General features: G+C 50.2%; 10 protein-coding genes. 7 read left to right on the forward strand and 3 right to left on the reverse strand.

The genetic code is table 11. The annotated features are described in order from the left end of the window. The first annotated feature begins 6 nt into the window (after positions 1–6). The 4 genes from IEV97_RS12680 (at position 7) to prfB (ending at position 3,552) form a co-directional block, all read left to right on the forward strand. Entirely contained in the window at positions 7–735 is a 729-nt protein-coding gene (locus IEV97_RS12680; protein WP_188501842.1) for an ABC transporter ATP-binding protein, read from the forward strand. After that, a complete protein-coding gene (locus IEV97_RS12685; protein WP_188501843.1) occupies positions 732–1,283 on the forward strand; it encodes a cob(I)yrinic acid a,c-diamide adenosyltransferase in 552 nt (183 codons plus the stop codon). The genes IEV97_RS12680 and IEV97_RS12685 overlap by 4 nt, the downstream gene beginning before the upstream one ends. Positions 1,284–1,315: 32 nt before the next feature. Beyond that, positions 1,316–2,389: a branched-chain amino acid aminotransferase gene (locus IEV97_RS12690; protein WP_188501844.1), complete on the forward strand. Its 1,074-nt coding sequence runs from the start codon at positions 1,316–1,318 to the stop codon at positions 2,387–2,389. Positions 2,390–2,474: 85 nt separating this feature from the next. Next, a protein-coding gene (gene prfB / locus IEV97_RS12695) for a peptide chain release factor 2 (protein WP_188501845.1) occupies positions 2,475–3,552 on the forward strand; the annotation gives its coding sequence in 2 pieces (ribosomal slippage) (positions 2,475–2,534 and positions 2,536–3,552; 1,077 coding nt in all). 73 nt (positions 3,553–3,625) lie between these two features. On the opposite strand, the gene IEV97_RS12700 is transcribed toward prfB, so the two are convergent. The 3 genes from IEV97_RS12700 to IEV97_RS12710 are packed head-to-tail and all read right to left on the reverse strand — an operon-like array spanning position 3,626 to position 8,914. After that, positions 3,626–4,261 (reverse strand): hypothetical protein, encoded by a 636-nt coding sequence (locus IEV97_RS12700; protein ID WP_188501846.1) that lies wholly within the window; start codon positions 4,259–4,261, stop codon positions 3,626–3,628. Positions 4,262–4,288: 27 nt separating this feature from the next. Next, positions 4,289–5,788 carry a SusD/RagB family nutrient-binding outer membrane lipoprotein gene (locus IEV97_RS12705; RefSeq protein ID WP_188501847.1) on the reverse strand — a complete coding sequence of 500 codons (1,500 nt, stop codon included), beginning with the start codon at positions 5,786–5,788 and terminating at the stop codon, positions 4,289–4,291. An 18-nt stretch (positions 5,789–5,806) separates the two neighbouring features. Then, complete coding sequence (locus IEV97_RS12710; RefSeq protein ID WP_188501848.1) at positions 5,807–8,914, reverse strand: SusC/RagA family TonB-linked outer membrane protein; 3,108 nt, start codon at positions 8,912–8,914, stop codon at positions 5,807–5,809. Between the two features lie 1,143 nt (positions 8,915–10,057). Here IEV97_RS12710 and IEV97_RS12715 point away from each other — a divergent pair. From IEV97_RS12715 to rnhB, 3 genes are all read left to right on the forward strand, one after another. Continuing rightward, entirely contained in the window at positions 10,058–13,162 is a 3,105-nt protein-coding gene (locus tag IEV97_RS12715) for a SusC/RagA family TonB-linked outer membrane protein (RefSeq protein WP_188501849.1), read from the forward strand. A gap of 22 nt (positions 13,163–13,184) precedes the next feature. Continuing rightward, on the forward strand, positions 13,185–14,792 hold the full coding sequence (locus IEV97_RS12720) for a RagB/SusD family nutrient uptake outer membrane protein (RefSeq protein ID WP_229733929.1): 1,608 nt from the start codon (positions 13,185–13,187) through the stop codon (positions 14,790–14,792). A gap of 164 nt (positions 14,793–14,956) precedes the next feature. Next, positions 14,957–15,571, forward strand: coding sequence for a ribonuclease HII (gene rnhB, locus IEV97_RS12725; protein WP_188501850.1), 615 nt, complete (start codon positions 14,957–14,959; stop codon positions 15,569–15,571). The last annotated feature ends 1 nt before the right edge of the window (position 15,572 follow it).

Here is a 15,572-nt window from a genome sequence, read left to right on the forward strand (position 1 = left end):
GATTCTATGAGCACCATCATCGAGACACACGATATTTCGAAGGTATACCGCATGGGTAGCGAAACCATTCATGCACTCAAGTCTGTGTCCATCAGGATCGAGCGGGGAGAGTATGTAGCATTTATGGGGCCGTCCGGTTCCGGAAAGTCAACGCTCATGAATATCATCGGCTGTCTGGATACCCCCACAGGAGGACAGTACATCCTGAACGGGAACGATGTGAGCAACATGACCGACAACGAGCTGGCAGAGGTACGCAACAAGGAGATCGGCTTCGTGTTCCAGACCTTTAACCTGCTGCCGCGCCAGAGCTCGCTCGAGAACGTGGCACTGCCGCTGATCTATGCCGGGTATAACAAATCGACGCGCGAGGAGAAAGCGCAGAAAGCGCTGGAGAGCGTAGGCCTGGGCAACCGCGGCAAGCACAAACCGAACGAACTGTCAGGCGGTCAGCGCCAGCGTGTGGCCATTGCCCGCGCGCTGATCAACAACCCCAGCATTATCCTGGCCGACGAACCGACCGGTAACCTTGACACCAAGACCTCTTACGAGATCATGGAGCTGTTCGAGAACCTGCACGCCAAAGGCAATACCATCATCATGGTGACGCACGAAGAGGACATTGCCAAATACGCCCACCGCATCGTGCGCCTCCGCGACGGATTAGTGGAAACAGACGAGTTGAACCTGGATATTACTTCGCATGCGAACATGAACGCAGCGCAAAGCTCATGAAAATATACACCAAGACAGGCGACAAAGGCACTACTTCTCTCATAGGAGGTACCCGTGTGGCCAAGTCGCACCTTCGCATTGAAGCCTACGGCACCGTAGACGAACTTAACTCTTACATCGGGCTGGTGCGTGACCAGGAAGTGAACAAGAGCCGGGCTGAGATCCTGAAAGAGATACAGGACCGCCTTTTCACCATCGGATCCACGCTGGCCACCGACCCCGACAAGAACACCAAGATGGTGACCCCGGACCTCCATGCCGAAGACGTCACCCTGCTGGAGCAGGAAATTGACAAGATGACAGCCGAAGTGCCTCCATTGCGCTCGTTTGTGCTTCCGGGCGGTCATCAGTCGGTTTCATTCGGGCATTTGGCCCGCTGCGTTTGCCGCCGCGCCGAGCGCCTGGCCATCCGCCTCCAGGAAGAATCGCCGGTAGAGGATCTGGTGATCGTATACCTCAACCGCCTGTCGGATTATCTGTTCGCTCTTTGCCGGAAAATGACGTATGAGTTACAGGCTGAGGAAATCGCCTGGAAGCCGCGCGTCTGATTGCATTGTCCAACTAATAATTCCCTTTATTTATGTCAGTTGATACCCTAACTATACCTACTCAGACGGTTTCGCAGAGCCGTATTGCCGAGGTAGACTTTAACAATATTGAGTTCGGGAAAATATTTGCCGACCACATGCTGGTAGCCGATTACAAAGACGGCGCCTGGCAGAATCCTGAAATCGTTCCTTACGGCAACATGCCGCTTAGCCCGGCCACCTCAGCCCTCCACTACGGGCAGGCCATTTTTGAAGGGATGAAAGCCTATAAGAATGCCGAGGGCGAAATCCTGCTGTTCAGACCGTTCGATAACTTCAGGCGACTGAACATTTCCGGAGACCGCATGTGTATACCTGAGCTGCCAGAGGAGATTTTCATGCAGGGCCTGGAACAGCTGTTGCGCCTGGATGCCGCCTGGGTACCGCCAACACCGGGTTGCGCCCTCTACATTCGTCCGTTCATCTTTGCCACCGACGATTTTATCGGGGTGCGTCCATCCTCCACCTACCGCTTTATGGTGTTCAGCTGCCCGGTGGGCGCCTATTATGGGCAGCCGCTGCGTGTTGCCATTGAGCCAAACTATGTGCGCTCAGCCGAAGGCGGAGCCGGTTTTGCCAAGGCAGCCGGCAACTACGGTGCTGCGTTATACCCTGCCCGCAAGATGCAGGAGCGCGGCTACCACCAGCTCATCTGGACCGATGCCCGTGAGCACAAGTATATTGAGGAATCCGGCACGATGAACGTGATGTTCGTGATCGATGGCAAGCTGGTGACTCCGGCCGTGAGCACCACCATCCTATCAGGCATCACCCGCGACAGCGTGCTCCAGATCGCCCGCGACAAAGGTATACCTGTAGAGGAGCGCAAAGTAGCCGTGAGTGAAATTATGGAGGCGCACAAAGCCGGCAAGCTACAGGAAGCATTTGGTACCGGAACAGCCGCTACCATCGCCCAGATCGCTACCATCCATCACAATGGCGAAGACATGGATCTGCCGGCACTGGAAGGGCGTGAGATTTCCAATAGCATCGCGGCGGAGCTGGATCGCATTAAAACCGGTCAGACACTAGATGCGCATAACTGGATCTATAAGATCAGCTTGTAGCGATAAAGTATAAGTGAATGCTGGATTGAAAGCGAATAGGGCTTGCGATCCAGCATTTTAGCGTTTTATAATCAAAATAGAAAGCATGACTTCAGAACAAATGAAGGAATTAAAGGCGCGCGTTGCTGCCTTGAGGAGGTACCTTTGACTACGATGCCAAGAAAGAGCAGATAGCGGAGACCGAGAAACAGACCCTGGCGCCTGACTTTTGGGACGACCCGAAAGGAGCCGAGAAAGTACTCAAAGAAGTGAAGTTGCTGAAGGTATGGACAGACCACTATGAGGAGGTGGAAAAGTCGCTGTCTGACCTGGAAGTACTCTTTGATTTCCACAAGGAAGGCGATGTGTCGGAAGAAGACATCAAAGAGGAGGCGAAAAAGACCGAGCAGGCCATCGAAGGACTGGAGTTCAAGCGCATGCTCAGTGGCGAAGAAGACCAGTTGAGTGCTATCCTGGAAATCAACCCGGGTGCGGGCGGTACCGAAAGCCAGGACTGGGCCGAAATGCTGATGCGCATGTACATCATGTGGGCTGAGTCGCATAATTTTGGGGTGCGGCAGGTCAACTACAATCCCGGCGACGGCGCAGGTATAAAATCAGCCACACTCGAGATCACCGGGGACTTTGCCTACGGTTACCTTAAATCGGAAATCGGGGTACACCGCCTGGTTCGCATTTCCCCCTTCGACTCAGGTGGTCGTCGCCATACCTCCTTTGCCTCCGTGTTCGCCTACCCGGTGGTGGACGACACCATCCACATCGAGGTGAACCCAAGCGACATAGAGTGGGACACTTTCCGGTCGGGTGGAGCCGGTGGCCAGAACGTGAACAAAGTGGAGACAGCTGTGCGCCTGAAGCACAAGCCAACCGGCATTGTGATCGAGTGCCAGATCGAGCGCTCGCAGCTGATGAACAAGGAACACGCCCTGCGCATGCTGCGGTCCCGCCTCTACCAGATTGAGATAGACAAGCGAAACGAGGAGCGTGACAGGGTAGAGAGCACTAAAAAACGCATCGACTTTGGCTCGCAGATCCGCAACTACGTGCTGCATCCTTATAAACTCGTAAAGGATATCCGGACAGGCGTGGAGCGGTCGGATGTGCAGAATGTGCTGGACGGAGACCTGGACGAATACATCAAAGCATACCTGATGCAGGCTTAAGAGCTAAGGTATAGACAGTAAAAAAGGCTTCCTGAAGAGGAAGCCTTTTTTGTGCTATGAGAAATCGATAAGCTTAGCCTGTAACGATTACCCGCACCTCCATGGCCCGATGCTCAATGCCATCTATCGTTACCCGGAAGAACATCCGGATCACGTCATTCACCTGCAGAGGACCCAATGGCGGGCCTGGTGCCAGTGTGCCATCGGGCTGTACGATGGTGGTATTGGATAGCACGTCAGGTATAGCATTGGCAGGTATAGTGAAGGTAACGGTGCTTCCGGGTGTAACAGCCTGATTGACTGCTACGTTTGGTGCCGTGTTCCTGGTTATGACAGCCGATGGGGCCCTCTTTACACGGTCAGCATTCGTCGTTCCTGTTGGCAGGGTGGGGCTGAGATTAGGAGGTGTGGCCGCGCCGTTGCGGAAACGCTGGGCGGCCACCGAAATAGCGGTGATCTGTTTGCCCTCGGGCACCCTGACATCCACGGATATACCGCCATTGGCGATCGCGCTCTGGTATATGATGAAGGCGCTTTCGTCGAGCAGAGGCTGGCCATTGGGCCCAACAGACTGTGGGAAGGTAATGGCGGCTTCGGGTACTGGATCGACATTGAGGAGTCCGTCAAACTCGTCTTTTTCACAACTGATCAATGTTAAGCACAGCGTGACAAGTGCCGTGTACTTAACTGTTAAATTCTGGATTTTCATTTTTAAATCGCTTTAAAGTCAAATACACTATTCACCCATCCACCAAACCGGTACCAGCAAGCCCGCAGGGTAATCCTGCAGTGGTACGTTCTCCGAGTTGCCCTGAATTTCTCCCAGAGCATATGGCCAGCGGACAGGAATTCTGGTGACGCCTACCTGCGGGTTCTGGGCAAGTTGGAGCTGAGGGTATCCCGTGCGCCTGTAATCGTTATAGGCCTCATAGGCGTTTCCGACCGAAGATGCCCATTTATCCCTGATGAGGATATTCAGTTTGCCCTCAGTAGAACCAGCCGCCTGAAAAGCCGCCACCCTCCTGGTAATGTAAGCTGTCGCGTCAGCCTCGAAGTTGGCCGGTAAGCTGCCGGCACTCACAAAGCCCCTGATATCGTCGAACTGAGCCTGGAGTGCCTGCCTGAAATACTCAGCCGGGTCGCCGGGGGTGCCAAGCGTGAGGGCCGCCTCGGCAAGCCAGAAGTTGACCATGGTATGGGTGATGAGGCGCATGGGCGCCGCACCGCCATTTTCTATGGTGCCGTTCGCAAGCTGCGTGCCGTTGCCGACCACATACACTCCCCAGCGGGACCTGTTAGGACTCGTGAAAGGCACGGATGTAAAGGCACCGTTGTCATAAGTGACATAGTTTCCACCGGTTCGGGTGAAGAATACAGGCAGCCTCGGGTCATTCAGGGCCGAGAGCGAGTCGTAGAAGCGCTGGCTCAGGATCATGTCGTTGATGCGCGTCTGGTGCTGATACATGTAGATCGGGTTGAACGAGCCGGATGATGAAAAATATCTGATATTGAAATTCTCAGCATTGGAAGAGATCAGGTTCCCTTCGTTTACCAGCTGTGTAATGGCGCTTGCAGAGTTCGGGTTCGTCTTGCGGCTTTGCAGGTATAGCTTTAGCTTGATCGAGTTGGCTGCCTTGCGCCATCTGTCGAGGTTGCCACCGTATACCTGATCCCCAAGTGAGGCAGCCGTAACTGTGGTCTTGTCCAGGTCGGCAAGGCCCTCATCCAGCAACTGCACCACCCCGGCGTATACCTGCTCCTGCGGATCGTAGACCGGTTTGGGGAATTCCGTAATGTTTAATGCTTGCGAGAAAGGTATATCGCCCCACAGGTCTGTAGCGACAAGGTATACATACGCCTGCTGTATACGGGCCATACCTGCGTAATGGAAGTTCCCTTCCTCACGCCCCTGCTGCACGATCTGTTCCAGATCATCCAGTAGTGTGGCATAGATAGCGTTCCACTCATTGTTTTCCGGAGAGACGTTATACCTGTCGTAAGGATCTGTTTGTGTACCCGTGCCGGCCATTTGCTGCATCCAGAGCGAAGTGATGATCTGGGCGGTGTTCCCTACAAAGAAGCCTGTGCCTATCTGTGCACCGGGGAGCAGGCTCTGCACCGAGGCGTTTTGCAGGTTGTTCGGGCTCACATTCACATCCAGGTAATCGTCGCAGGCGCCGGCGATCGCCATTATAAATGCCAACACCATACCTCTTATTATTGTTATCTTTTTCATATGCTTTGGTGTCTAGAATTAGAATGTGAAACGGAGGTTTACACCGTAGTTTCTAACAGTTGGAGGAGAGTTAAACTCAAAACCCCTGGTGTTGCCGCCGAGTTGGTTTGACTCTGGGTCGGCATGTGGCAGGTTAGGCGCATAGAAGAAGAGGTTGCGGCCGGAAACAGAGATGCTAGCCGCTCCAAACGGGGTGCGCTCCAGTATTTCGGCAGGCAGTTCATACCCCAGGCTTACTTCCCGCACCCTGAACACCGATGCGTCAAACACCGCGAATTCGTTGGCTGCGTTCAGAGCCACCCAATACTCCTGAGCAGAGATTTGGGTGGTGTTCGGCCTGGAGGTGCCGTCCGCGTTCAGGACAACGCCCTCAAACATATAGGGGCGCTCTCTGTCTGTTTGTTCTTCGAGTACTCCGCGCAAACGGGCAATCTGGGTCTGACGGGAGTAGAAGTCGCCTCCGTGTACGTACTGTAGCAGCACGTTCAGGTTAAACCCTTTAAAGCTGAAGGTGTTGCCCAGGCTACCCCACCAGTCCGCGTTCGGGTCTGCAATGATCTGTGGGTTCTGGTCTACCACCGGCACGCCTGTATTCGGGTTAATGATGAAGCGACCCTGTTCATCGCGCAGGAAGGCGGATGACTGGATCACACCGAAAGGCTGGCCAGGTATAAGTACCGGGCTGAGTCCTGTGAAGGCACCTGTTCCGGCACCAGTCAGCAGGGTAAACTGGTTGAGTCCGGGTGCCAGCGATACCACTTTCGACTGAATGTCTGTGAAGTTCACGTTGACATCCCAGCGGAAGCCGCCCTCAAAAGTAAATGGTGTACCTGTAGCGCTAATCTCCCAGCCTTTGTTCTGGATCTCACCGGCATTCTGGGTGAAAGTGGTAAAACCGGTTGAGCCCGGTACGTCCACGTTAAAGATCTGGTCGGTGGTTTTGTTGAAGAAGTAGTTGACATCAAACGAAGCCCTTCCGTCAAACAGCCCCAATTCAACACCGGCTTCGTAGGAAGTGGTGAACTCAGGGTTCAAATCTGGATTGCCCCGCCTGTTACCGCGTGATACTGCTGCCACTGTGCCATTGAATGGGAAACTGATCCCCGCCACGTTATTGCCGAAAGCTTGGTTTACAAACACCGTGTTGGTCAGGTATATGCCGGCGTCGTTACCAACGCGGGCGTAGCTGCCTCTTAGCTTACCATAGCTGAGAATAGGGTTGGCTATATCGAAGGCATCTGTGAATACGAAGCCAACGCTGGCGGCAGGATAGAAGTAGCTGTTATTGTCGAGCGCCAGAGTGGATGACCAGTCGTTGCGTCCCTGCAACTCCAGGAACAGCCAGTCTCTGTACGATAGGCCGAGCTGTGAATAAACCCCTACCAACCGACGCTGTGTCTCTGTGTTCGTCGGGAAGATGTTAGTATTGGTGTGGTTAAGCAGGTTGTAGAACTCCGGTGTGATCAGGTCTTCCGCTCTGATGTTTCTGTTGTCCGTTTTAATGGTGTTGATCTGGTTACCCACCAAGAAGCGCAGATTGATATCCTCGTTCAGGTCTTTGGTGTAGACACCGAATATATCCTGGTTGAACTGACTATAGAAAATGTCATCATAGATTTGGGAGCCTCGTCGGTTGAGGGCCGTATTACCATTCGAGTTGATCGAACCGAAGGCAATTGCCTCGCGGCGTTTGTCAGAGTACTGGTCCAGGCCGATGCGGTAGGTAAAAGTCAGGTCCTGGAAGAACTGAGGCTTCCAGTTGACAGTGGCACTGGTGATGGTTCTGTTCACCTCGCTTTCATAGAAGTTCTCGTTAACGCTCCAGCGTGGGTTGTCGCGGGCAAGCTGCGTGAACAGGGTGGGGGCCTGCTGGCCGGGGCCTATCTTATACGGCACATTGTTGACGTCGAAGCTTCTGGGTGTGAAAGGAAGGGTGAACCAGGGGCTTGTACCAGAGTTACCTTGCAAAGAGCCCTCCTGCTCCGTATTAGCATAGATGATAGAGGCGTCGAGTGAGATGCCATACGATAACTCCGCCGTACCGGCAGCACGCAGCGAGAAACGGTCAAGGCCGCTGTTGGGGATGATACCGGACTGGTTGGTGCTGTTGGCGCTGAAGATATACCGGGTGTTAGCACCCGCGCCGGCTAGTTGCAGACCATTGTCAAAGATGGTGCCCGTCTCGAAAAAGTCTTTCACGTTATCCGGGTAGGCTCTGTACTCCAGTGTCTCCTGGGGGTTGCCGGGCACGTTGGGCACGGTGGTTATACCTGGCGTGCCAAATCTGGGTCCCCAACTATCGGTCACGTTCGGGCTGTAGCGGAAGTTAGTGCCCTGGCCATAGTCGTTCTGGTACTCAGGCAAGCCATACACATTCTGCATGTTGAAAGAGGAGGTGACCGTCACCTCAAACTTCTTGTTGGCCTCTCCGGCCATCCCTTTCTTGGTGGTGATGATGATCGCGCCGTTCGCCGCTCTGGATCCGTAGAGTGCCGCAGCGGCAGGCCCTTTCAGCACGGTCATTGATTCGATATCGTTCGGGTTGATGTCAAGGCCACGGTTAGAGTAGGCAGCGCCACCCACGGTAGGGGCGGAGGTAAAGTTGGTGGAGTTATCGATCGGGATACCATCGACCACAAACAGCGGCTGGTTGTTGCCGGTGGCAGACGAGATACCCCTGATAAACACCTGTGTACCGGCACCGGGCAGACCGCTCGAGGAGATAATCTCCACACCCGCTACCTTGCCCTGCAAAGCGTTTACCACGTTTGGCTCAGAGCGCTGCGACAACTGATCACCTTCCACATTCTGCACGGCATAGCCGAGCGATCGCTCGGTGCGCTCTATACCTACGGCAGTTACTACCACTTCCTGCAACTGTCGTGTGTCCACACTCATGCTAACATTGATGGTGGTTTCATTGCCAATTTGGCGTGTAACGGTGGTGTAGCCAATAAAGCGGAAAGCAAGCGTGTTAGAGCCTGCCGGCACATTGATGGAGTACTCGCCATTGGCTCCTGTAGCGGTACCTACGCTGGTGCCTTGCACCAGTACGGCAACGCCGGGCAGTCCCTGCCCTGTTTCCTGATCTGTTACGGTACCCGTAACTGTTCTAGTCTGGGCCATACCCTGCTGAAAAAGGGCTAGAATCAGAATAAAACTTATTAGTAGTAGTTTGTTCATGTTCCCAAAATGTTTTTTGGCTTCATAAAGTGTGTTAAATCAGTCTGGAAAAGTGCCATGCGGTAGAGCACTTACTGGGGGGGTAGTAAGAAGAGCATTTTGGAAGTTGACGCTATCCGGTCAATCAAAAGCCCAGCATTAATAATGCGAATGTATCTATATTTTAATGATAAAGTTATATTACTTAATCATAACATTATACGTGTTAAATTCCAATTAGAGGTTGATTAATAGTATTTTAACTAAAAAAATATGCTATTATATCGAGTTCTGTTTATTTGTATATTTAAATTTTAGGATTTCGAACGGCGTAAGTGTGGCTTTGATAGGAAAGTGTGGATGAAAAACGGTATAACCTTCGGGAGAGGTGGAAGGAATCCTGTAAAGTGTATGCATCGCCTACAAAATAACATCGTGCACCCTTATGACAGGTATAAGTCGGTTAGGATTTTCTGCTCACCGCTGGGGAAAAAGGATAGGCGGAATAAGTTTGGCAGCAACCGTAGTGGAGGCACCCCAGCATACGTGGTACAGGGACACTCCACTTCCCTAGCCGGATAAAACTTTCCCCGCACGAGAGGGTGCTTTGCATAAAAATCCGGTAAGTGTTATAACATTGTATTAGAGTGACTTATGAATACCGGGTATTTGATTATTTTATTGGTATTGTGATTATATTGAGGGCGATTGAAATATTAATATATAAAATATTTTGATAGTCAGATAGTTATGTTTTTGATAAGACGTTTGGAGTGCTGTCTGATTTGGAATAACACAAGATAGATTCTTAAACAACTGGGAAATACAGAGATAGCCGCTAAGAATTTTAATTTTGAGTTTTGTATATATTAGAAAATTATGCTTAGTTTGGAGCAATCAAATAGTGTAAAAAGTTTATTTAAATGCTAAATAGGCTTGTTTTATTCCTATTCACTTGCTGGCATAAACATCGTGTTTCGGTTTTCAGAAGACCGTTGAGAGGCTTTCTGTTTATTTGCTGGCATTTTAACTAAGCTTATTGTAAATCTTACTTATTAAACCTTAAACCTTAACTACTATTTATCTTTCAACTCAATTAACAGACCAATGAAAAAACTACTACTATTGAGTTTTGCGCTGGTGTTCGCCCTGCTTCAGCAGGCAGTGGCGCAGGGCAGAACTGTTACGGGTACTGTAACAGACCAGTCGACTGGCCAAGGCCTTCCTGGTGTGGCAGTGCTTGTAAAGGGCACTAGCTCCGGTACAGCGACCGGTGCAGACGGTACTTATTCTATTAATGTGCCGGCAGACGGAAACACGCTTGTGTTCCGCTTCCTCGGTTACAAGACTACTGAGCGTGCTATCGGAACAGCATCTGCTGTTAACGTGGCTCTTGAAATCGACCAGAGACAACTTGATGAAGTTGTGGTGGTAGGTTACGGTACACAGCTTAAGAAAGATGTTACCAGTTCTATCGCCAAGGTAAAGGGAGACGAAATTGCCAACCTGGCAACTCCAAGCTTTGACCAGCAGTTAGCAGGTCGCGCGTCCGGTGTAGTTGTGCAGCAGCCTTCTGGTATCCTGGGAGCTCCTCCTGTGATCCGTATCCGTGGTACTAACTCTATTTCTGGAAGCAACTCTCCGCTTGTTGTAATTGACGGTATACCAGTTCTGACAGGCAACGTAGGTGCATATGCATCTTCTAACGCCCTTGCTGACATTAACCCGAACGACATCGAGTCTTTCGAGATTCTGAAAGACGGTGCAGCTACAGCGATTTACGGTTCACGTGCTTCTAACGGCGTTATATTGGTTACTACCAAGAAAGGTAAGCAAGGCCAGATGAAGGTGAACTACGATATGTATACTGGCTGGGCTAACCCAATAAAGTTGCATGACCTTTTGAATGCAGAGCAGTTTGTTGAAATTGCAAACGAAAAGTATACTAACGCAGGTAACGCTCCGCAGGCATTTATGGATGCGAATGGTACCAATACTGACTGGAATGACTACGTTTATAGAACAGGTTTCCAGCAGAACCACACGATCTCTGCCACCGCAGGTACCGAAAGAAGCAAGTATTACTTCTCTCTGGGTTATTCAGATCAGGAAGGTATAGCTGTAGCGAACGACCTAAAGCGTTATACACTACGCGCCAACCTGGATCAGAAAGTAACTGACCGTATCAATTTTGGTGTGAATGCAGGTCTATCTTACCAGCAAAACAATGGTGTGTCAACAGGTTCTAACAGCTTAAGTGGTAACACGTTTGCTGTGATCCGTATGTTGCCAAACGTGTCTGTGTATGATCCGGCTGACCCAACTGGTTACAACCTGGATGATAAGAACCCGGCTGCTCTGGGCAGAGGCGCTAACCTGATCCACATCAACAACAACACGCCTAACATTCTTTTCAGCTTAGACAATAACATCCGTAAGTCTACAACTTACCGTGCGAGCGGTAACACTTTCTTAGACTTTAAGATTATTAATGGTCTGAATTTCAGAACTGTATTAGGTGTTGACCTTTCCCTGCAGGATGACTACGGCTATATGGATCCACGCCACGGCGATGGCAGAGGCCTGAATGGTTATATCGACCAGATCTATTCTCCATACACTACCTGGAACTGGCAGAACATCTTATCTTATAACAAGTCATTCAATGACGTACATAACTTTGATGTAACAGCTGTTGCGGAATACAACAAGACGAAGACTTCTTTCTTCAACGCATTTGGCTCCGGTATTTCTGACCGCTTGTTCAGAGAGAATATGGTAACCGGTACACTGGCAAATAAAGACATCTCTGGTGGCATCGGCGAAAGTGGTCTTTCTTCTTACTTAGGCCGTTTGAACTACAACTACAAAGGAAAATACTATGTAGGTGGCTCACTCAGAGCGGATGGTCTTTCAAAGCTTTCTCCGGATAACCGTTGGGGTTATTTCCCTGGGGTTTCTGCCGCATGGCGTATATCTGAAGAAGAATTCTTCAAGAACTCAAGCGCTCTTAGCGTAATCACTGACTTCAGATTAAGAGGTAGCTACGCAGAAGTGGGTAACTCTTCTATTGTAGGTGGTAACTATCCATACCTGGGCTCTTTCGCTCCTCGTCCTTACGGTGGTTTGAGCGGTATAGCATTCAGCAACACCGGTAACGGTGACCTGAAGTGGGAAACGCAGGAAATCATTGACTTCGGTGCAGACTTTGGCCTGTTCAACGGTCGCCTGAACTTGGAAGTTGCTTACTGGCAGAAGAATAACAAGGACATGGTATTGGGTGCTCCAACACCTCCTTCACTTGGCTTGCCAGGCAACCTAATCTACCGTAACATTGGTACGATGAAGAATGATGGTATCGAGGTATCTTTGGGCGGTGCAGTGATAGAAAAGTCTAACTTCTCGTGGAATGCAAACCTAAACTTCTCTACTCAGAATAACGAAATCACAGCTCTTGTAGATGATCAGGATCAGGTATTCGACTACACCATACACAGAATCGGTGAGTCTTTCAACTCCCTTTACGGATTCATCTACGAAGGTGTAAACGTTGCCAACGGTAACCCTATCTATAGAAAGAAAGATGGAAGCCTGGTACAGGCAAGCCTTCAGACCGGAGTATCTGGCTACAAAGTGTACGATCCTGCCAATCCTAATGATATTTCAAAAGCTTCTACGCTTACCAATGACGATAAAGTGATCTTAGGAAGTGCTTTACCAAAGTGGTTTGGTGGTTTCGATAACAACTTTAAGTATGGTGACTTTGACATGAACGTGTTCTTCCGCTTCTCTGGTGGTAACAAGATCATGAACCGTACACGTCAGGATTTGTTGAACCAGACTTTTGAGAACAACGGTACTGAAATTCTTGGAAGATGGCAGAGCCCGGACAACCCAGGTGATGGTGTTACTCCTCGCTTGTACCAGGGAAGAGGTGCAGCTGCAAACAACGACGGACAGACTTCAACTCGCTTTGTTGAGAAAGGTGATTTCTTGAAACTGAGCAATATCGCTATCGGATATACACTACCGAAGTCTCTTTCAGGCAAAATCAATGTAGAGCGCCTAAGAGTGTATGGACAGCTTCAGAACGCATTCACAGTTACTGGTTACAAAGGATTAGATCCTGAGATCTTTACTTCTACTGGTGTTGACTTTAATGGTAACCCTCAGCAGCGTGTTGTTTCTGTAGGTCTGAACCTAGGATTTTAATTAATATTAAATTATTGATACAATGGAAAATAGAAATTTTCTTAAAAATAAATTGAGGCTGGTACTTATGGCTCCTGCGTTAGCACTGGCAGTTATGATGACCTCCTGCGAAAAGGAAACAATTGACCTGCTTCCTAAGGACAGAATTACCGAAGCGAGTGCATTCCAGGATCCTGAAAGAATTCAGCTGGCTATGCTGGGTGTTTATGATGCTGCACAGACTGGATTTTATTCCGGCGCTCAGCGTGGATATCCTTTTGGTGCTGCATCTACCTCACAGGCGGATATGAGGGGAGAGGACATGCTGAACGTGGCGGCCTTCTACGCCTTTACGTATGAGAGTACTTTTAACCCTACCACTTCACTTAACAACGTGTACATGTGGGAGACATTATATGGCATGATCAACAAGGCCAATATAATGATCGAGGGTGTGAAAACTGCCGCTGCAGCAGGAGTTATCACGCAAGAGCAGGCCAACTCGTACGAAGGAGAAGCAAGATTCCTGCGTGCACTGGCTCATCATGAACTGTTAATACATTTTGCGAGACCTTATAACGAGACGGCTGACGCATCTCACAGGGGAGTTCCTTACAGAAGAACAGCGATTAACGATCCTGCAAGTGTTGATGAAGCTAAAGCTTTGGGCAGACACTCCGTTAAGGAAAGTTATGCCTTCTTGTTAGAAGACCTGGACTTTGCTGAGAATAACATTACAATTAATCAGCTTACCAGAGCGTCAAAAGGTGCAGCCATAGCTTTTAAAACCAGAGTAAGGCTGCACATGAGAGACTGGAACGGTGTTATTTCAGAAGCTAATAAGATTGTTTCTGGAACTGAGACCTTCACCAGCCCTGTAGGAGGTTATGCTTTAACAGCTACACCTGACGGCCCATTTGTCGGTAACAAGGGAAATAAGGAGTCTATATTCTCTATCCTGAATTCTACGGATGATAACCCTGGTACAAATGCTGCTCTGCCAGTTATGTACTCTGGTGCGAATCGTGGACTTGTTGCTATCAGTCCAGTAATATGGAACCAGCCTTTCTGGCCTGTACAGGATTTGAGGAGAACTACACTAGCCGGTGATTTCTATGGTGGTGAGAAATATACTACTAAGTATAAAGATCTGACAGGCTGGTCAGACAATACACCAATCATCCGTTATGCTGAAGTACTCCTGAACCTTTCAGAGGCAATTGCAAGAACAGAGGGTGTAACTGACAAATCACTAGCTCTATTGAATAGCGTGCGTGGCAGAGCGACTTCTGAAGTGTATGTGAGATCAGGTGCTTCTGCGCCTTATCTGAACATCAGCAGCGCAAATGACCTCCTGCAGGCTATCATGAATGAGCGTAGAATTGAGTTCCTGGCAGAAGGTATGCGTTGGAGAGACATCCATAGAACTGCTAAGAATGGTGAGTTCGGTGTAACTGGTGTTCCTGCTAAAGTAGCATACGGTGCGGTTAAAACTACTGACTGGGTTGCAGCCAGTGGTCAATTGAGACCTGCTCTGTTCACCAGTATACCTGCTATACCTTATGCAGATGACCGCTTCCTGTGGCCAATACCAACTTCTGAAATCACTACTAACCCGGTTCTAGCCGATCAGCAGAACCCTGGTTTCTAGTCCGGAGGGAAAATAAATAGTAAAAAGCCTGCCAATGCTACATTGGCAGGCTTTTTCTTTTAGGTTATTTAGGAACCATAGGTGAATACTTGGCAAAGGTATAGAGCTTGCTTGTGTCAGCACCTTGTGATACCTTGCGGCTCAAGAATATTACTGTAAAGCATATGCTTCTCCCTAACTACAGTGGCTATACCTTTGAGGCAGGCATCGACGAGGCCGGCCGCGGCTGCCTGGCAGGCCCCGTGGTGGCCGCTGCTGTTATACTGCCGCCAGACTATAGCCACACCCTGCTGAACGACTCAAAGCAACTGAGCCACACGCAGAGGCTGCAACTACGCGTCGATATCGTGCGCGATGCAGTTGCCTGGGCCATAGGAGAGGCAAGTCCTGCCGAGATTGACCGGATCAACATCCTGCAGGCGACTTACCTGGCGATGCATCGGGCTATACAAGGGCTGAGGCGGGAGCCAGAGTACCTGGTGGTGGACGGAAACAGATTTAAGGTATACGAAGGGCTGCGCCATACCTGTATTGTAAAGGGGGACGGGAAATACCTGTCTATTGCGGCGGCCTCGGTGCTGGCCAAAACGCACCGCGACGAGCTGATGTGTGCGCTTGCAAAAGAACACAGCGCGTATGGCTGGGAGCGGAATGCAGGATACCCCACCAAAGAGCACCGCAATAGCATTGCGCAGTTTGGCACTACGCAACACCACCGCCAATCTTTCAGGTTGCTGTCAGAGGAGCAGTTGCTGCTGTTTCCCGATAAGGGGTGTTAGG

This window comes from Pontibacter amylolyticus (genome assembly GCF_014638845.1).
Classification (GTDB): Bacteria; Bacteroidota; Bacteroidia; order Cytophagales; family Hymenobacteraceae; genus Pontibacter; species Pontibacter amylolyticus.